The sequence below is a fragment of the Stenotrophomonas maltophilia genome, assembly GCF_006974125.1.
Taxonomy (GTDB): Bacteria; Pseudomonadota; Gammaproteobacteria; order Xanthomonadales; family Xanthomonadaceae; genus Stenotrophomonas; species Stenotrophomonas maltophilia_O.
This window is the reverse complement of sequence record NZ_CP037858.1, coordinates 2,138,161-2,155,853: the sequence shown is the minus strand read 5'-3', so window position 1 is coordinate 2,155,853 and position 17,693 is coordinate 2,138,161. Positions and strand designations below refer to the sequence as shown.

The 17,693-nt window shown below is 60.1% G+C and carries 17 protein-coding genes and 1 pseudogene; 8 read left to right on the top strand and 10 right to left on the bottom strand.

Annotation, left to right across the window (positions count from 1 at the left end; genetic code table 11):
• Window positions 1–168: 168 nt before the first annotated feature.
• Window positions 169–399 (top strand): CSS-motif domain-containing protein, encoded by a 231-nt coding sequence (locus tag EZ304_RS21270; RefSeq protein WP_142806917.1) that lies wholly within the window; start codon window positions 169–171, stop codon window positions 397–399.
• A gap of 1,393 nt (window positions 400–1,792) precedes the next feature.
• On the opposite strand, the gene EZ304_RS09825 is transcribed toward EZ304_RS21270, so the two are convergent.
• The 3 genes from EZ304_RS09825 to EZ304_RS09815 are packed head-to-tail and all read right to left on the bottom strand — an operon-like array spanning window position 1,793 to window position 6,719.
• Window positions 1,793–3,157 (bottom strand): hypothetical protein, encoded by a 1,365-nt coding sequence (locus tag EZ304_RS09825; RefSeq protein WP_142806916.1) that lies wholly within the window; start codon window positions 3,155–3,157, stop codon window positions 1,793–1,795.
• A 5-nt stretch (window positions 3,158–3,162) separates the two neighbouring features.
• Window positions 3,163–5,448, bottom strand: coding sequence for a sensor histidine kinase (locus EZ304_RS09820; RefSeq protein ID WP_142806915.1), 2,286 nt, complete (start codon window positions 5,446–5,448; stop codon window positions 3,163–3,165).
• Window positions 5,445–6,719 carry a DNA methyltransferase gene (locus EZ304_RS09815; RefSeq protein ID WP_185959229.1) on the bottom strand — a complete coding sequence of 425 codons (1,275 nt, stop codon included), beginning with the start codon at window positions 6,717–6,719 and terminating at the stop codon, window positions 5,445–5,447. The genes EZ304_RS09820 and EZ304_RS09815 overlap by 4 nt, the downstream gene beginning before the upstream one ends.
• 76 nt (window positions 6,720–6,795) lie before the next feature.
• Here EZ304_RS09815 and EZ304_RS21265 point away from each other — a divergent pair, with 76 nt between their 5' ends.
• Window positions 6,796–7,164: a helix-turn-helix domain-containing protein gene (locus EZ304_RS21265; RefSeq protein WP_142806913.1), complete on the top strand. Its 369-nt coding sequence runs from the start codon at window positions 6,796–6,798 to the stop codon at window positions 7,162–7,164.
• A 44-nt stretch (window positions 7,165–7,208) separates the two neighbouring features.
• A complete protein-coding gene (locus EZ304_RS09805; protein WP_142806912.1) occupies window positions 7,209–8,402 on the top strand; it encodes a DNA methyltransferase in 1,194 nt (397 codons plus the stop codon).
• A gap of 458 nt (window positions 8,403–8,860) precedes the next feature.
• On the opposite strand, the gene cynS is transcribed toward EZ304_RS09805, so the two are convergent.
• From cynS to EZ304_RS09780, 4 genes and pseudogenes are all read right to left on the bottom strand, one after another.
• Entirely contained in the window at window positions 8,861–9,193 is a 333-nt protein-coding gene (gene cynS / locus EZ304_RS09800; protein ID WP_221931201.1) for a cyanase, read from the bottom strand.
• A gap of 359 nt (window positions 9,194–9,552) precedes the next feature.
• Window positions 9,553–10,071, bottom strand: a pseudogene (locus EZ304_RS09795) (magnesium chelatase domain-containing protein); the annotation flags it as partial.
• A 641-nt stretch (window positions 10,072–10,712) separates the two neighbouring features.
• Window positions 10,713–11,243: a cold-shock protein gene (locus tag EZ304_RS09785; RefSeq protein WP_142806909.1), complete on the bottom strand. Its 531-nt coding sequence runs from the start codon at window positions 11,241–11,243 to the stop codon at window positions 10,713–10,715.
• A 45-nt stretch (window positions 11,244–11,288) separates the two neighbouring features.
• Entirely contained in the window at window positions 11,289–11,645 is a 357-nt protein-coding gene (locus EZ304_RS09780) for a hypothetical protein (protein ID WP_142806908.1), read from the bottom strand.
• 648 nt (window positions 11,646–12,293) lie between these two features.
• Between EZ304_RS09780 and EZ304_RS09775 the strand changes: the two genes are divergently transcribed.
• The 4 genes from EZ304_RS09775 (at window position 12,294) to EZ304_RS09760 (ending at window position 15,023) form a co-directional block, all read left to right on the top strand.
• On the top strand, window positions 12,294–12,896 hold the full coding sequence (locus tag EZ304_RS09775) for a DUF998 domain-containing protein (protein WP_142806907.1): 603 nt from the start codon (window positions 12,294–12,296) through the stop codon (window positions 12,894–12,896).
• A gap of 240 nt (window positions 12,897–13,136) precedes the next feature.
• Window positions 13,137–13,466 (top strand): hypothetical protein, encoded by a 330-nt coding sequence (locus EZ304_RS09770; protein WP_142806906.1) that lies wholly within the window; start codon window positions 13,137–13,139, stop codon window positions 13,464–13,466.
• Between the two features lie 512 nt (window positions 13,467–13,978).
• On the top strand, window positions 13,979–14,377 hold the full coding sequence (locus EZ304_RS09765) for a hypothetical protein (RefSeq protein WP_099554864.1): 399 nt from the start codon (window positions 13,979–13,981) through the stop codon (window positions 14,375–14,377).
• Window positions 14,378–14,561: 184 nt separating this feature from the next.
• Complete coding sequence (locus tag EZ304_RS09760; RefSeq protein ID WP_099554866.1) at window positions 14,562–15,023, top strand: hypothetical protein; 462 nt, start codon at window positions 14,562–14,564, stop codon at window positions 15,021–15,023.
• A 305-nt stretch (window positions 15,024–15,328) separates the two neighbouring features.
• On the opposite strand, the gene arr is transcribed toward EZ304_RS09760, so the two are convergent.
• Both arr and ubiK read right to left on the bottom strand, forming a co-directional pair.
• The gene (arr, locus tag EZ304_RS09755; protein ID WP_142806905.1) at window positions 15,329–15,763 is read right to left on the bottom strand and encodes an NAD(+)--rifampin ADP-ribosyltransferase; all 435 of its coding nucleotides are present in this window, start codon (window positions 15,761–15,763) and stop codon (window positions 15,329–15,331) included.
• 126 nt (window positions 15,764–15,889) lie between these two features.
• Window positions 15,890–16,141, bottom strand: a complete 252-nt coding sequence (gene ubiK, locus EZ304_RS09750; protein WP_142806904.1) for a ubiquinone biosynthesis accessory factor UbiK — start codon at window positions 16,139–16,141, stop codon at window positions 15,890–15,892.
• 155 nt (window positions 16,142–16,296) lie between these two features.
• Here ubiK and EZ304_RS09745 point away from each other — a divergent pair, with 155 nt between their 5' ends.
• Window positions 16,297–16,635, top strand: coding sequence for a P-II family nitrogen regulator (locus EZ304_RS09745; RefSeq protein ID WP_005411374.1), 339 nt, complete (start codon window positions 16,297–16,299; stop codon window positions 16,633–16,635).
• Window positions 16,636–16,768: 133 nt separating this feature from the next.
• Here the strand turns inward: EZ304_RS09745 and EZ304_RS09740 are convergent, their stop codons facing one another.
• Entirely contained in the window at window positions 16,769–17,428 is a 660-nt protein-coding gene (locus EZ304_RS09740; protein ID WP_142806903.1) for an RIO1 family regulatory kinase/ATPase, read from the bottom strand.
• Window positions 17,429–17,693: the final 265 nt, after the last annotated feature.

Genomic DNA, 17,693 nt, shown 5'->3' with positions numbered 1-17,693 from the left:
CAGGGCAGAACTCTGACGCAACACGCGGGAGATGGCAGCGCCCAACTCCCGCAGCCTACCTCCGCGTGGACTGTCACGTGCCAGCAATAGAATCCTTCAGCCTTCACTAAGTGCGGGACGTCGAGAGACGCTGATCAGAAAGCCGCGAAGCATCTCCATGATCACGCGGTGCTGGTGCTTGAGCACGCAGCAAAGATCGCTGAAAAGTCAACGACCGCACTCAACGCCGCGCAACATGTTGAGCCGGGGCCGTGCGATAGGGCCGAACTTGACCGGCTGAGGTTGATCAGTTTCCGATCTCGCTTTGTGCGAGACATTCTGCGTCTGAACGGAGAGTCGGTAGTGTGCAGCGCCACGTGGGACGAACTATCGGAATCCTTCCCCCTCCTCGAAAGGTAGTATCGTATCGGTCGCTTTCGGCTCTGGAGGGACGTACCTTCTTCTCCGATTGGTGGAATTCGCTCTGACATCACCCTCAGCGGGTCTGTGGGTGTGGTGACATCACCGGACGCATTCAATGGCATAGGACTGCACGAACCAGGCGTTCGCGCGTTGATCGCCTCCAAAGACAGTAAGCACATCTTCAGGGCCTTTGATGGCGACGCGTCGCGAGTACTCCGAGGACAAGCGTCGGTTTCTCGTCATGTTCAACCCGGAATGCCGAGCTGTCTCTCTTGCCGAGGGGAATGATGCAGATGTCCGTTGGCCGCTCGTAGTCTGCGATCAACAGTTTTGCAGTCGTGTGGTGAAATCCGACGCCCAGGAAATCAAGTACTCTTCTGCCACGACATTGAAATCGCCGGGGATGTCACTTCGCGGGACCGGGCTGTAGTGGGCGCAATCAATGGCTGGAAATGCTCGCCCTGATTCAGTTCATGCGCGCGCCCGTTTCATCGGGCATGCTGGTATTGGCGACATCTCCAACCCGCATCCTTATGACTGTGCGAGGGAGTTCAGGCCGGCCTGCGGAGCGAGGTAGGGTCAGCAGAAACTGTCATCCGGCGGAATCGCAAGACCCTTGCTGGTTGCAGGGCTTAAGCGCGGTGCGTGTCCGCTTCTGGCCGGAAGCGGACATCGGCGAAGCACCACTTACCCTTGCCGCTTCAAATCTCTCCAGTGATGAAGCATCCAGTCGATGAGCGCCGATAGGCGCGCACTTCGAAGTCCGCCCTGCGGATAGGTGATGTGTAGCGGGAAGGACGGCCGGCTCCAGCCTGGAAAGACTTATAGCAGTTCATCACGCTCCAGCAGCGGTCTGACGCACATCGAAGAATGCTGCCCGATCCCCAGCCCCGCCTGCAATAGCGCTACATGCGCTTCTCCGTCATTGGTGGCGAACTCCGCAGCTTCGATCTCGACGCGCTGTCCGCTCTGTCTGAAGACCATGGGCACGGGCCGCTGGGTACCGGGCGAGAAGTAGCACGCCAGTACATGGCCTTCCCTGAGGTCATCAGGATGCGCTGTCCTTCTCGGACGTGGAGTATCGTTACACGCTGATGTTTGGCAAGGACGGCGTGCGTGTGGCCGTGGTTTGCCCTGACTCCACCGTGCGCCTGGTTGATGTGGCGGTAGCCAAGGACATGGGCAAGGTAGTTAGTCCGGACCGCTGTCTGAGAAGGACACCGTGATCAGCAGCCCTCCGGACGGCCTGAAGAGCGGCGACAAGGTCCAGTTCGCGCCGCCGGCGACTAAGGCCTGATCGAGGCCCGCCTGTGCCGCCACGCTACTAGAAAGCAAGGACATCATTAGTTCGAGCTACAGTGCATCGGCCCCTTTCGGGGCCGATGTCGGGTCAGCCGCAATCGCAGGTGTTTGGATCGCCCTCATTTGCAGCTGGGCCCGTGCCGGCAGCGACAGGAGGCTCTGGTGGCATCAATGCTGCAGGGATACGCGGAAGCCCCGAACGGTGACTATAGGCGCCGAATCGCTGGGTGACTCTGGTCAAGAAGGGGGCCAGCATCCGTCCAACGCGTTCGCCGGGAAGCTTATTGGTCGCTTTGACAGCGAGTGTTCGATACTTGAACACGACCGTCCTGCCCATGTGCAGTGCAAAGACGATGGTCTCCACATCGGACTCATGGAAGTTTCCAAAGTCTGGGCGGGCGAGCTTGGCGAGCTCTTCATCCGTGACGATTGTGCCCTTGATCAAGTAGAGCTCGGGCTGGCCAAAGCCTTCGCGCCTGATGCAGTCGCATGCCGCTCTGATGTTCAGGAAATAACGAGGGGCTCCGCCGTTCTGATCAAAGAACAGGTCGCCAGTTGAGTATTCCCCTTGCACCAGAAGCTCATTAGGCAGGAGGCGCTCAGCCTGCAGAACTGCATGTAGCGCCTGACGGTACCTCGCGTCATTGGCGCCGAAATGTTCCATCGCCACTTCTGAAAACTCGTCGAGATCTGCGGTCAACGGTTTCATCCGCGCCTCGACCAACCTGGTAATCAGCTCACCGAGTTCGGGCGCAGGGGAGACACCGTCTTTCTTGAACGAGTTCCAGAAGATGACCGGCCAGTACTTGTGCTGGTCGTGGAATTCTTTGAAGAGTTGATTGACAGCCAGCGTCTGATGACGCTCCCATTGCTTCAGCACAAGGGCAGATGGAGTTTGCTTGATCCACTCCTCCAGGACATCGAAAAGATTGGCGCCCACCTCCCGCTTACTCTTGATAAGGATGTGAGATCCGAGGTTATCGCCAATCAGTCCCCCTTCCGTGAGAACCTGGGTAACGTGACCGACGTCCTCGTTGGTGAAGATGAAGACGGGGGCATGACGGCGATCACGCAGCTTGGTCAGGAAGTCAACGTTCTCCTGCTCAAACGCACTTTCCAAGCCACCCAAGTGCACGCCGCTTAGATGGAAATCAGGGCGCGCACCGCCTTCATCTTGTCCTTCCCCAACTTCATCCAACTTGGATCCGTGGAGGTTCCAGTCCATCACGAAGAAGGCGGCGTTGGCGAAATTTTCCAGCTCCTCATCACGCTGAGGCAAGGCATCCAGCAGAAGTGCGTGCCCACCTGCATCGTGAATGGCCTCGAGGATGGCCTCAATGCCATCGGGCCCATTGCGCGGCTTCCTCTTCAGCCCATCATCAATGACTACCGCAATGCCCTTGAACAGCCCCTGTGACTCGGCCTGCGCCGGGTCCTGTCGAACAGCGTTCATCGTTCCTATTCCTTTACAAACGAAATGGTTAAGTTGGCGCCCGGCAGGATCTTCTCCTTCGTCGGGGTGACATCGATGGTGTACTCATGCCTCGCCAGCAGCTGGCGAGCAATGTAGAGGCCCAGTCCCCGCCCTTCCTCACCCTTGCCTGAGAAGAACGGCTCAAAGATGAAGGGCAGATCCTCGGCATTGAGCCCAGGCCCGCTGTCGGCGAAGGTCAAGGTGCCGTTGTCACCGTCAAGCACTACGAGGATGTTCTTGGGCGGATTCCGGCCTTCTAGCCAATAACAGGCGTTGTCGAACAGGTTCAGGAACACCTGCAGAAGAACCGCATCGGTGGTATTGGCTACTAGCGGCGAACCCAAGGTTTGAACCTGATAGTCGATGCCGCGCTTCTCCATCATGCTGGCGTAGAGCCTTTGTACCTTCACCAGGATCTCAGAGACGCGCACCTGCTTGCGCTTCTGCTTGGTGGATCTGAACAGCCTCTGCATCTCCGTCATCGAGCCTTCGAGGAAGGAGACCATGCCACGCAGGGAGGTCAATTCCTGAGCCAAGTGCTGGGCTGAGACGGGCTTTCCGCTACGAGTTTTATCCATCAGATCATTGATGATCCGGTACATCGAACCGATGCTCAGCATCAGATCGTGGGACGCAGCTTCCACTGACAGCCCGACGCCGGCCAGGTGCTCAGTGTCCTCCGCGCGCTTGACCAGATACCTTCTCTCGGAGAGGTAGTTGCGCTTTGCGTCACTGAGGCGGGATTTCGCCTCATCCGGTAGGTCGTCATCCAGTGCCTCGGAAACTTCATTGAGGCTCTTTTCGACCGCGTTCTCTGTGTGGACGGCGATATCCAGGGTGTTCTTCTTGATCCGTACGAGCTTGTCGTAAGGGTCTTTACGCACCCACGCCAGGAAGATCTGGATCATGGCCCTGAAATCGTCGGTCGCCTCGCCGACTTCGACCAGCCCTTCGCGGCTGGTCTTATCGCGCAGATCTCGGTTCTTCTCCTGGCTGATCTCTACAACGCCAACGGTCTGGTCGTTGCTGAAGAACTCGCTGGCTTTGACAGTACCTCGGCGAACGTCGATCAACAACCAGTCGTCGCTTGGGTCGCCGTACGGATAGACGCGAATGCCATCGCGATAGAGATAGATTCGATGTTCGCGAATCAGATCCTTGTCTTCTTTGGTCAGCAGGTGGTGCTCAGCGGCATCCCTGGCAAAGTTGAAGACATAGAATTTGAACTTGAATGGCCCACACGCCGTAAAGCGGCTCTCCAGCTCATTCCTTGAGTTCCTCTCGGGCGCATAGATGTCCCGATAGATCTTCATTCCTGTAAGGGTTGGATCGAGCAGGCCCAGTGTCTGGTGCTTGTCATTGATGGTGAAATCGAACTTCTTCCCGGCCTCATCATAGGCGCCCTCAATCCGGAAGACGGTCTTCTCAGTCAGCAACTTTTGCAGGATTTCTTCGTTGTCGCTATCGAAGGACTCAAGGTCTTCGTCGCGATAGATGTAGATCCTGAAATCATCAGGCTTACCCTTGCCGCTCTTTGCGGGCGTGCCATCCTGGGCCGAAGCTTCGTCGCGGATGATTCGGTCGAAGACCGACTGCAGTCTTCCTAGATCACGATGAACATTGCTGACACGGTGGCGAGTCCAGGTACCTTGAAGGTGGGAGATCTCAAGTCGAGTCCCATGTGGCTTGCGGGTAACCTGAGTGTCGCCGAGCTGGACCTTGACCCGGTCAATCTCTTGAGCCGGGTCGGTCTCGCTTAGCGTCATGCTCAGCTCATCAAGGAACAATCCTTGCTGGTTCCGAAGGAAGTCCTCGTCGTAGCCGGAGACGTCCAGGTTGAGCGTCAGTTCAGAGGCGGCTCCCTTGGCGCGGGTGGTCATCTCAACGCGTCTACCCAGCTTCAGAAGGGCAAAGCGACCAATGCCTTTCTCACCTTGGACGATTCGTCCCTTGGCTGTCTTCTGACGCTTCAATTGCTTATTGATCAACTTGCCTGGCGTGGCAGGGTTGACCCAATGGTTCTCGATGATGTCTCGGTCCATGCCAATGCCGTCATCTTCGATGATGATCTTTGCATTGGAGCCGACTGCCTGAAAGTCTTTGTTGAAGCTCTTGAAGGTGAGCTTCACCCAGCTGGCATCGGCGTCGTAGGCGTTCTTGATGAGTTCTACCAGCGCTACGCGCTCATTCTTGATGAGCTGATCACCCAGCATCGTAAGAAGGCGGGCATAGGGTCTGAACTTCAGAGGCTTGGGCTTGGTTCGCTTCATCGGTGTGCCATGAGTACGTACTCGTGCGAGTAGATATGGTTTGAAGTCTGCGTACGGCTGAACTTGCCCGTGGGTGTCCTGTACGGGGTGGCCGCCTTATTGGAGATGGTTCGCTTTGTTGCTCGGACGGTCCTGAACCCAGCGCAGAGGAGCGACTCAGTGAGGTGGCTGGCGTTGTCCACGTCTACCCCGCGGTACTGGGTATTGCCGATGACGAACATGGCGATCCCACCAGGCCGGACGATACGCATCGCACGGCCCGCAATTGCCTGCATATCAATGAAGTAGTTGGCGACTGATTGCGCCGCGCGCTTGTCCTGCTCGTAGAGAGAGAACACCGTGCGTGTCGCAGTCCGGTTCAGATCCCGGATGCCCTTGGCCAAGCGGAAGTCGTGTTGCGTGCTTCCGATGGATCCATCGCGTAGCTGCCGGTGGTCATCTGCGTAACCCAGGAACAGAGACGACAACTGGTGCAAGTCCGCATATTCGTATGATGTGACATATGGTGGACTTGATACGAGCAGGTCGACTCGACGCTTTGGGAGCGCTACGTTCAGTGCGTTTCCAAGCTCAACCACAGCAGCGGGGCTGTGGGATAGGTCGCCCGCTTCCTCAATGGCCTGAGCGACAGTAAGAGCGTGCTTCAGAAAGGTGGCGAAGACGTCCGGAGGAAGCTTGTCGCCATCCAGTGTGGGCTTGATGGCTCTCTGCTGCCACTGAGAGCATGGCTTGAGGACTGCCGAGAACGTGCACAGGTAAGCATCCTGTAGAGGCGATGGATTCGGAAGAACGTGCCTGATGGCATTCAAGATCCTGGCGAGATCGGCAAACTGCTCTGGCCGGAACCAGCGATTGAGGCGCTCTCGGGCAGAGGGGGCCAGCTGGATGTCGCCCTTGGATCGTCGCGCACGCCGCATGACTAGATCAAGGGTGCTACGAAACTCCAGTGGGCAGAGGTCCGCGCTCTTCGTGCGGGCGATCAGGGTGGCCACCGGGTTGATATCACAGCCCCAGAACCCTAAACCTAGACGGCGCGCCTCGTGGGCCACAGTGCCGCAGCCGCAAAAGATGTCGCCAACCGTCTTCACCCGCACGCCAATGCTTCTTGCATAGCTGATCCCGCGTTCGGCTAGGAAGGCAGGAAATTTTGCGGGATAAGGATGAATTCGATGGATGCGCGGCTCTTTGGAGGCATGCGTATCCCACTCCGGATCAGCCGGAGCGTTGAGTAGGGGCATATCCCACAGCTGCCCTACATCCGTGATGTCCACGAACTGCCTATCCATAGCGATTTCCCCTGTCTGTTGATCGTAGGTGAATTTGCCTCCCTTGCATACTAGGTGGGATATGCATACCATGCAAATTATGCAAGCGGTCAAACATCCAGTAACTGCGGATCTCGTGGGTCGGGCGAGACGCAAGCTAGGCCTGAAACAAGGCCAGTTCGCCATTAGGCTGGGGAAGTCTCAGGGTGTTGTGTCTCGTTACGAGAAGGGAGAGGTAGAACCTCCTGGCGAAGTAATGATGCATTGCATGCATATACTGGCTTCCGTGAGTGAGTCTGCGGCCTCAACGGCTACCGGTTCTCAGGCCACCGAGGTGCCTACCAGCCCTCAGGCCTTGGATCAGCTGGTCCAGACCCTGGAGGGTGCGCTGTCTTTGGCCCGATCCATGCGGGACAAGTCAGCTGGTCTCATCCAGGGCGACGAAAAATGACGACAATTGCCATCAGCCAAGGCAGGCTTGAGGACCTCATCTAGATGCAAACCCGCACTGTCCATCCCTTCCCGGCCCGAATGGCGCCTGAGTTGGCTCTCAACTCTTTGGTTTCGCTGCCTGCCAATAGCATCGTCCTGGATCCCATGGCCGGCTCCGGTACGGTGCTTCGCCAAGCCTTGTCGCTGGGCCATAGCGCTATCGGTTTCGACATGGACCCGCTCGCTGTATTGATGAGCCGCGTATGGACTTCTCATTTCGACGTTGAGGCGGGGCGGGCGGAGTTGGCATCTGTCCTGGAAGAGGTCGCTGCAGTGGATCTCAGGCGTGTGCGCCTGGCATGGCAGGATGAGGAAACTATTCAGTTCATTCGCTATTGGTTCGGAGATCAGCAGCGGCGCGATCTGACTCGCATTGCTTCTGTCTTTGATCGCAGGCGCAAGTCAGCTCGCTCAGGCGCGCGCCGCGCAGCGCTGGATATGCTCCAGGTCGCTCTCAGTCGAATCATTGTGACCAAGGAGCAGTGTGCCTCGCTTGCTCGCGATACGTCGCATAGCCGTCCGCACCGTGTGACCCTTGAGTCCTCCTATGATGTCTTGGAAGGTTTCAAGCGATCTGCGACGCAGCTGATGACGCGTCTGTCATCCAATCAGGCGGCCAATCACGAGCACGGTCAGGTGAAGGTGTGCCTGGGCGACGCGCGTGCGATCAAGCTGCTCGATAGCAGTGTCGACGCGATTATGACGTCACCGCCGTACCTCAATGCCATCGACTATATGCGAGGCCACCGGCTTTCACTGGTATGGCTCGGGCACAGCGTAGGGGAGTTGCGCAAGATTCGCTCCAGCACGATCGGTGCCGAAAGAAGCTTCGACGCTCAGTGCTCCATCGCTGAGACTATCGCAAATGCCATGTGTGACTTGGAGCGCCTGGAACCGAAGCAGCAGCGCATGATCATCCGGTACGCAGGCGACTTGGAGCGCATGATGCACCAGGCTGCCCGAGTACTGCGAAAGGGGGGCTCGGCGACTTATGTGCTGGGCAACTCCTGCCTCAAGGATGTTTTCATCAGCAATTCAGAGGGCGTAGCCAAGGCAGGAATCCAGGCCGGCTTGACCCTGGCCAGCTTGGCTGAGCGTGATCTGCCAGCAGCAAGTCGATACCTGCCGGTTACTCAGAGCGGCAACCTGTCCAAGCGGATGCGCACTGAGACCATCCTGACCTTCGTTAGGGCTTGATTGCCGGTATCCCTGTGGCTGGACTCGGCTCTGTCTCCCAGGAGAGCCTGGAGGCTGAGGAGGTCTTCGATGAAACAGCAGCCGCATGGACGCATCGGTCCACGCGGCAATGAGGTGTCAGTCAACTTGAGGTAGAGTCCCCGCCCGAATCATCTCGGCGATCAGATGCGCGTGGGCACGCATGCAGCAGTTGATCGGGTAAGGCTATCGCGCATTGAACGCTAGCTGCTCGCAGACCCCGCGCCGCTAAAATGCTGGAGCAGCCGCGCCGCGGCGACGAGTGGGGAGGGGGCGGCACCCATACGGCCCAGCAGGTGCGCGGCTGGGGCTTGGATCACGCAGGCAAAGACAATAGCGGCCGGGGGGTGTGTACGATGCCAACGAGGTCCGAGCCTCAAGTTAGAGACGCCCACTGGCGCAACGGCCCGGCCTAGAACGGCCGGGCCGTAAACTACCAATCAGAACGGCTTGGTCGGCAGATACTTGCCATCCAGGGTGATCACGGCACGCGCGCCGCCCTCCGGATCATCGACCTTCTGGACGTCCAGCTTGAAGTTGATGGCGCTGATGATGCCGTCGCCAAACTTCTCGTGCACCAGTGCCTTGAGCGTAGTGCCGTACACCTGCAGCATCTCGTAGAAGCGGTAGATGGTGGGATCGATCGGCACGCCGGCCTCAATGCTGCCGCGCATCGGGATCGACTGCAGGAGCGCAACCCCTTCGGCGTCCAGATCGAGCTTAGCGCCTCGGTTTTTCGGCATATTGCGCACAACTCCGCGCAGTTTCGACATGGCTAGGTAGAAAAAGCAGCCGGATCGAAGACTAGGACTCGAAGAGTTCACTGGTCTGGCCTGGGCTGCATCCATCTAGCTGCCAAGCTTGGAGGCGGGGGAGTGGCTCCCGGCGCGCCCGTTGGCCTCCTCGGTGAATGGCTCGCGGCACTAGCTTTCCTGGCCACGCGGCCGCATCCGTTCCGTAACCATTTGCTCATGTCGCAGAGGGCGTTGGGTAGATCTCACTTGCCTCCGTGCATGCACCTCAGGTTATTCACTTTAAATATCAAAGAGATGCGGTTCGCCAAGTGCGAGGGCTTCGATCTCGGGTGTCTCGTTTCTAAATGTTGAGTCTCTCTTTTACGTGGAAATGACAGCAACAGACGCGGATTACCCAGCCCGGCGCAGCACTCCAGCAGCGTGCGCGCCACACGCACATCGGCATGCTCGGCCAACGCCGCCTCGGCGGCATTCCCCGGCGGCACCACCAGGATGCGCCCGGCTTCAGCGGCGGCGATTGCGGCGGGTAGTGCACCCGCCACCGGGCGCAGTTCACCGGTCAGGCCAAGCTCGCCCAGGAACTCGTACTGCAGCAGCGACTGCGGATCGACTTGACCACTCGCGGCAAGAATGCCCAGCGCAATTGCCAGGTCGTAACGCCCACCTTCCTTGGGCAGGTCGGCGGGCGCCAGGTTCAAGGTGATGCGCCGCTGCGGAAAGTCGAAGCGCGCGCAGAGCAGGGCGGCACGCACGCGCTCGCGGGATTCGCGCACGCTGGCTTCGGCCAAGCCCACGATCTGAGTGACAGGCAGGCCGCCAGAGAGATGCACTTCCACCCGCACCAGCGGGGCATCGACCCCGGCGCGGGCACGGCTGTGGACCAGCGCCAGGCTCATGTGTGGTTTCCTGCAGAGAGACGCTTGATGGTGCGGCAGGTAATCTGCGTGGGACTATCGGGAATTGCCGGCAATGCGTCTAGGGGTATTTCTGCCTGCAAAGGGTGCAGCATTCGGATCAAGGGCAGATGATCTGTGCAGCGCGGCGCTGCGATGGCGGTCTCGGAGGTCTTGCGTCAGGCAAGGCGTACAACAGGGCAGTAGCGGAAAGGAGCGAGCTGAAATGCAGTGCATTCGAGTACTGATGGCCCTCTCGCTCGCCGTGGGCCTGCCGGGGTGCCGGGATGAGGTGGAGAGTTCAACGTATCCCATTGGCCAGACGGGAGCGACGTGCACCGCCTACAACGGCTTCGACCGCCAGCCTCCTGAAGTGGTTGTGGCCGAGCTTGCCAAGCGAGGGTTGGATAGCCGCCGATTGGTTCATAGGACAGTCTGCGGCCCGATCACCAGTTGGGACATTCTCCCCGCAGGGGCGTCGATCGATCGGATACCTCCGCCAGACGCATATGTAAGCGTCCACCTGCTGGAAGACGGCTCGGTTTCCGTCAGTACAGACCGCCCCTGACGTTGGCGCCGCCCTTGATGATCGAGCATCGGGCGGCCCCTTGCTGTGCAGATGCAGCGCCACTATAGGCGTCAGCCTACGAAGGCACTTCAGCGCTGAAGACGTTGGTGGGATCGGCCTGGCGGTGCGCCGGCCCCCCAAGCAGACACCGCTGCTCATCAGGCACCAACCCATCGAAGCGCCCAAACCGCGCCTCAACCCACGAAGGCCCCGCGCTTTCCACAAGCAACCGCCCCTGGCTCTGGTGTAGATCCAGCCAACGCTCGAAGCTGCTGCGCAGGCGTTCGATATCCGGCGCCCGCCATCGTGCATCGGCAGGCATCCGGATCAGCACGCGCGAGGGTGCGTTCTCCACGTCCATCACCAGCACGCCCTTGCAGCGGATCTCGAAGGACGTCGCCCCGGCATGGCGCGCGTGCAGTTCAAAGCCCTCGTGGGCCTTCGCAGTGACGAAGCCCAGCGCATCACTGTGCAGCAGGCGGTAATCGGCCGGCTGCAGCTTCTGGTAGGCCCACACCTGATCGCCCGCTGGCTCGGGCCAGCCCGCCCAAACCGCCCCCATCATCGCGACGCACACCGCCGCAGCGGTAAGGCCGTTCTTCTTCATTCGTCACCCCGCACACCGGCAGAAAACTCCGCGCCATAAGCGCGCTCAATCCTTGGGCCGTACCCGCTCGTGGATGAAGGCGGTCAGCGCCAGATCGGCCATCACCAGCCCCTCCATCACCCGGTCGCCGACGTACTGCTCGGGCTCGCCGTTCTGGCGCGTGCGCTCGGCCGCCAGCAGGATCTCCTGCACGATGCGCTGGCCGGTGAGCGCGCAGTCGGCGTCGGACAACGCCATCTGCCGGCTGCGCAGGTGATGTCGCTCGGGCCACGACTGGCCGTCGGCCGCAGCGCCCGCGCCGATGGCGTGCAGGATGGCGATGAGGCTGTTGGGGTCCAGCGCAGGTTTGGGTGACGGCGCTTCGTGGATGGGGCGCGGGGGCGGGGAGTGCGGTGTGGTCATGGCGGGCTCCGTGCATGCAGGCAGAAGCCGCCACCGATAAAGGTGGCGGACAGGGCGTGGCTCGAAAACCGGGCTACTAGGAAGAAACCGGCGGGCACGAGGCCCCCACGCCCCGCCCGCCATAGCCGGCAGACGGAATGCCAGCCGGCACCACGCAAGGTGATGCCGGCTGGCAAGTGCAAACAACATCCTAATAGCTCGGGTTTTCGAGGCCCGGCCACCCGTTTTCGGTGGCGATACCAGAGTTGCCTGACTTAGTTGGGAATGCCAAGGGGTAGGGGTCAATGCCGCCAAAACCCGAGACGCTTTTGGCATTGTCGCATAGCGTTGGATGGGGCGAGAGCCTTGGCGTGCTAAGCGGAACGGCACTTCTGGAACGGAGTCGTCAGAACCTTCCGCCAGAGATGTAAGGCGCGGCAAATGCGACAGCACTCGCCCATCGGGCATGTGTGATCGCTCATGCAACCGAACCGCTGCGACACCCGCTAGATGGTTTAAATGACTTCTTGCCTATTGAACCTACCGAGTGCCGCGCGCAATCTGACTACTGCTGTAGTCACTCAAGATCGTCCTGCCCGCGGTAGGAAGGTTCTGCAGCGTTTGAACGGATTCCACCCACTGGCGCAGGCCAAACAAGGACCACTGTACGTGTCACACCGCAGCCGACTGCTTCTCTGCGCGGGTCTGGTCCCGCTTCCGTGGTTCCTGTTCTGGACCAGCGTTGCCGCCGTGTTTGCGCCGGGCTACAACCCGCTTGCGCAGCACGCCAGCGAGCTGCTGCAGGCGCCGACGCTCGCAAGCATCTGCGGCAGGATCGCCGCCCTCGGCTCCGGCGTGGCCTTCGTGGCGTTTGCCATCGGGGTCTGGCGGGAGTCCGGTCGCCGGATTGCCGTAGGTGCAATCTGCTGGTTGGTCTTTGGCATTTCCATGCTGACCAACGGGCTCTGGCCCATGGGCCATCCGATGCACGGCTTCTATACCATTGGTATCGCAAACATCATTGCACCGGCGATGTCGCATATCGAATTGAGCGCGTGGTCTGCCAACCGAAGGGCGTACGCTGTGACCGCTGTGGCGAGCATCGCGGGCATCGTCTATCTCTGGTTGAACGTGGTGGGAGCGGACCCGGAGGGATTCAGGGGGCTGACACAGCGCCTGTTCTCGTCGGTCAACTCGCTGTGGCCGTTCCTGGTTGCGCTGTACCTGCTGCGAAGGGGTTCAAGCGCGCTGAAGGTGCAGCCTGCGCATTGATGGTGGCGTGCGACAGGAACATAGAGGACCGATCAAGAACTTCTCGATTCTCCGGCCCCAGCTCAAGTTGATCTTCTCGGGATTCATGCCAGGGTGCTCGCTGTTCAAGCCGTGGGCGCTCTTCAACCATCTGTTCCTTGGTGCTGGCACCTCGGGTGGCAAGAGGGGAAAGGTCGTGCGCGCCTTCTGCTATAAGTAGCGCAACCGCGCCCAGAGGGCCTTTTGGAAGATTGTGGACTCATGGAGTTGTACTGGCGCTTGTTCACCAATTGCACATCGCAGCAGGCGATTCTCAAGGTCGCGGCGCGGATGTTTGAGCAAGCAGGTCTTGAAGTCAGCAATCTCCACGCCGAGCCCTATCACAAGGGCGGCTTCATGGTGAGTGCCTGCTCCCATCATGCCGCGCAATCGTGGCCTGAATTTGTGGTTCTTGCCCTGGCTTCGGCTCAGTGCACCGGCCGCGGATGGCTCTTGAGTGGCTCAATTGCAGAAGAGCTGGATGCTTGGTCCAGCCATTCCTTGGTTTCCGGTGTTTCGTCTATCCATATCCAGGCGGAAAGGCGGGAGTGACGAATCGCTGGAGTAGATGCCTGGTTCCGGCATGGAGCAGCTCCAGAGACCACAGCCGCTAGCCGGTTATCATCTTGCAGTAGCGCGGCAAGAGTCGAGCTTGAGGGTCGCGAATCGCCTATCCGGCCGGCGTGATGGAGCTCAGACTCTCGCGCTGGTATTCCGCGATAAGTAAGGCTTTTGCGATTGATGTCCGCTCCTGGCCGGAAGTGGACATAGAGCATGGCCGACATGCCGATGCGGCACCTGAAGTACACTCCCACCATTGGGCCGAATGCCGGGAAGCAGCTCTCTGAATGGCAGGCGTCCTTAGAAGTCAAGAATTAGGAACGGCGTGATGGTGCTCTTCAGATCATGAGGAAGAGGCCCGATATGAAGCGAATTGCAGCAGGCTGAGGACTACTGGGATGTCCGGGAAAGCACCAAGAGGCTCGATAGGATTGTCTACCAGGGTGCTGCGAATGTTGCGGGCTCCATACTCATATGCATTTCTCGTTGCGAGCAACCTGGAGATGTGGGCCGAGTTCGACGCAGGTTGGCGTCGCTTCGGCGGTTCGGTTCTTGTCGCAATCTTTATGGTCCTTCAGACGATCTTCGTGATCATGCTGCTGAGATACTTAGGAGCTGACTTCCTGGAGGGTCGAAGTAATCCGCCATTCTGGATCATGCTTGTCTCGGCGTTTGCGCTGGCTTGGTTCATCTCCGGATCAGGCGCCAAGAATGGCGAATCTCTAGCTGTCGGGCATGACGGAAAGTGGGCAACTATTCTTGCGATCTACCTTATACCAGGGGTGGGCTTGGCGCTGACTCTTCTCTGGAAGCAGTACATACCATTTGCAGTCGTGCACGCGCTGATTATCGGATTCCTCTATTTTTCGTATGGGAAGTATGTTGTACGGCGACTCGGTTGATGGACGTCCGGCGCGAAATCGGGAGTGCGTCAGTTCACCACTGGGGGCTTGCCCTGGCAGTTTCGTGAGCTTGTAAGCACGCCGGTAGAAAAATTGCTGCATGTGCGCCTCCATCTCGGTTGAGTTGGATTCAACGACAGTCTCCACATGCTACGAACAAGAGCGACCATTACGGGTCATTCCAATGTCCTCGCACGAGGAACAGCTGGATGCAGATTTCAAGACCATTTTCCCGAAGCTCAACGTATCGAGCTGGCGTATGCGGATCATGGAAAAGCTGGCCGCCGATGCGCACCTAGTGGCATGGCGGGCGGCGCTGTGGCAATTGGCGAGCGACGGTGCTGATGTCACTAAGATCGAGTGTTTCATCACCGATGCGGATGGCGACAGCCCGAGATCCAAAGCGAGCGCCACTTTGGCGATCACGGCCCCCGTTGCTCCTGAGTGGCTGGCACTATTCGGATGCTTCGTCCGCATTGCGCGACCGTCGCCCTCCTCCAGCTCTTCAAGAGATCTGCTCATTTTTCAAGGATCGGCGAGTTTGGAGCGGCATGAGGACGATGCTCTGCACCATCGGTGGATGGCTAGGGCCAGTCCGCAGCTGACGCCTGCCCTATCCGCGGGCCCTTGCAACCAAAGGTTTTGAGACCTCGCGCAACATAGGAAAAACGTGCACCTATGGTTACCCGTCTACGAGATCGTCGCCATCGAACTGCTCAACCGCGAACAGATGCCGGACAACAGCGCGTTGCCCCGTCTCAATCTGGTGGTCTCGCAAGCCTGGCTGGCGAACAGTTCGCGGCAAGCTGGAGCGATGTGCTGAACCGCACGATCGCCTACGAGCCCACTCAGACTTGTGTACGGGGCGTCCGCTTTTGGCCGAAATCAGACAAAGCCCGATATCCAGCTCTATTGCTCTTCCGTCAGCCGCAGTGGGCGCCCTTCACCTCATCAATTGATGATCTCCCCACTCCCCGAAGCAACAAACGCCCTCAACTGCCGAACGAACTCCGCGTCGTAGAGCTCCCACTCCACAATCTCCCCAACCACCCGCAACGGCTGCGCACTCCGATACGAGCGCGTCGGGTTCCCGGGAAACTTCTTGTTGGTCACGTTCGGATCGTCCTCGAACGGCCCGGTCGGCTCCACGATGTACACACGCGGTCGCCCTTCACCCCGGGCCATCTCCGCAGCCAGCCCAGCGCCCTTGGCAATCGTGGTGAAGTAGATGTGGTTCATCACCACGCTGTCGCGATAGTTGGAGCGGAAGCCCGCGCTCAGCAACTCACCCACCGCCAGGTCAGCGCGAGTGCCGTGGTAGAACGGCCCGGCGACCTGGTCGCAGGTGTCATGCGAAACGGGTGTCCATTCGGTGTCCTGCGCCATCGCTGCTGCCCCTCTTTGTGCTGCCGGATCGACAGGCCGGCGAGTCTAGGGCGCCCGGTGGGCCTTGCTGCAAGGCCCCATCCGGGAAATACTCTGTAAACGGGAGGCGCGGTGCGCCTCCTTTTTTCATTCTGCGGCGCCGCGCCCTTCCAGCGCGCGCACGGCCGTTTCCAGCGCGTCCAGCTTCTCGCGGGTCTTCAACAACACCGCGCGCTGCACCTCGAACTCCTCGCGGGTGACCAGGTCGAGCTTGGCCAGGCCGGCCTGCAGCGCGCTCTTGAAGGTGGCCTGCAGTTCCTCGCGCGATTCGCGCAGGCCCGGCGGCACCAGGTCGCTGAGGCGACGGGCGAGGTCATCGATTTGGTTCAGGTCGATCATGGGGTGCTCCGTGGGGGTGGGCCCGTGCATCCGGCGCGGGCAGGCCATTCGGGCACAAGGATACTGCTGGCACCCACTGCCCGGACAGGCCGCAGCGGCTTCGCACGGGCCGCGTTCAGGCGCTATCCTCCACGCCGGAAGACAGGAGATAGACGATGAAGATGGTCATGGCGGTGATCAAGCCGTTCAAGCTCGACGACGTGCGCGAAGCGCTGGCCGAGCGTGGGGTTACCGGCATCACGGTGACGGAAGTTAAAGGCTTTGGTCGCCAGAAGGGCCACACCGAGCTGTACCGTGGCGCGGAGTATGTGGTCGATTTCCTGCCGAAGGTGAAGCTGGAAGTGGCGGTGACCGATGACCAGGTGGAGGCGGTGGTTGAGGCCATCGTGAAGGCCGCCGGCACCGGCAAGATTGGTGACGGCAAGGTGTTCGTGTACGACCTGGGCAGCGTGGTGCGTATCCGTACCGGTGAGCTGGACGCGGACGCGTTGTAACCGGTTTTTTGTAGAGCCGAGCCGATGCTCGGCTGCATTTCGCGAGATGCAGGAACAGCAGCCGAGCGTGGGCTCGGCTCTACAAAGAGCGGTAAAGCGGTCGAGCAAGCTCGACCCCTACCAAAGCAAAGCACTACCGGCGCTTCGCCCACTTGTAGAACCGCTTCCAGCCCTGCCGCACGGCGGCAACCCAGCCCGGGTCGGCCACCAGCGCGGCCTGCGCGGCGCTCGGGGCCTGGCCGGTCACACGCTGGCGGATTTTCAGCAGGTTCTTCATGTCGCTGCGGCGCATCTGCCGGCTCAGCGGGTTGCGGCGCAGCCAGCGCGGGGCGCGCCAGGCCGAGGTGAAGTCCAGCAGCACCGGCACGCCGCCGCTGACCACCACGTTGGTGCCATGCAGGTCGTTGTGGGTGATGCCGGCGGCGTGCAGGCGGCTGAGCGCGTGCTGCAGCTGCTCGAACACTTCATTGCCCACGGCCTGTGCGCTGCTGAGCGTCTGGCCGGGAATGAATTCCATGCCCAGCGCCAGGCCACCGAGGGTGCCGAGCAGGGCCGGGGCGTGCTTCCAGCCGCCCAGGCGCTGCAGCATGCGCGCCTCGCGGCGGACCATCAGCCGGGCGACGGGCGACAGCGGGGTGCCGCGATAACGGGAATAGTCCTTGATGACCGCCTCGCGCCCGCCCAGGCAGGTGCGGTAGACATCGGGGGCCAGGAAACGCTCGCCGCGCTTGAGCAGCAGCGGCGCCGCGGCGTCATCGCCGCAGGAGGAGGGGGGAGTAGCAGGGAGGTACATATCAGGGTCTCGGACGACCCGGTGGGTGGCGCAAAGCGTCAAGCGAACCGGTGTTACAGGGAGTTACTAAGTTTTCGTTAATTTTAGTACTCGCCAGTTCGCTATTCCACGATTTGTCGGAGAAATGTCGGGGTCGTGGCTGGAACAGTTCGTCACGCAGAATCGGACAATTCTGTCTCAATTATAAGGGTTGCCCTGCTGGATCAATGAGTTGGGCGCGCTTCCGGCCCATTCATCTGCGCCGCGCTGAACGCCACGCACGTCC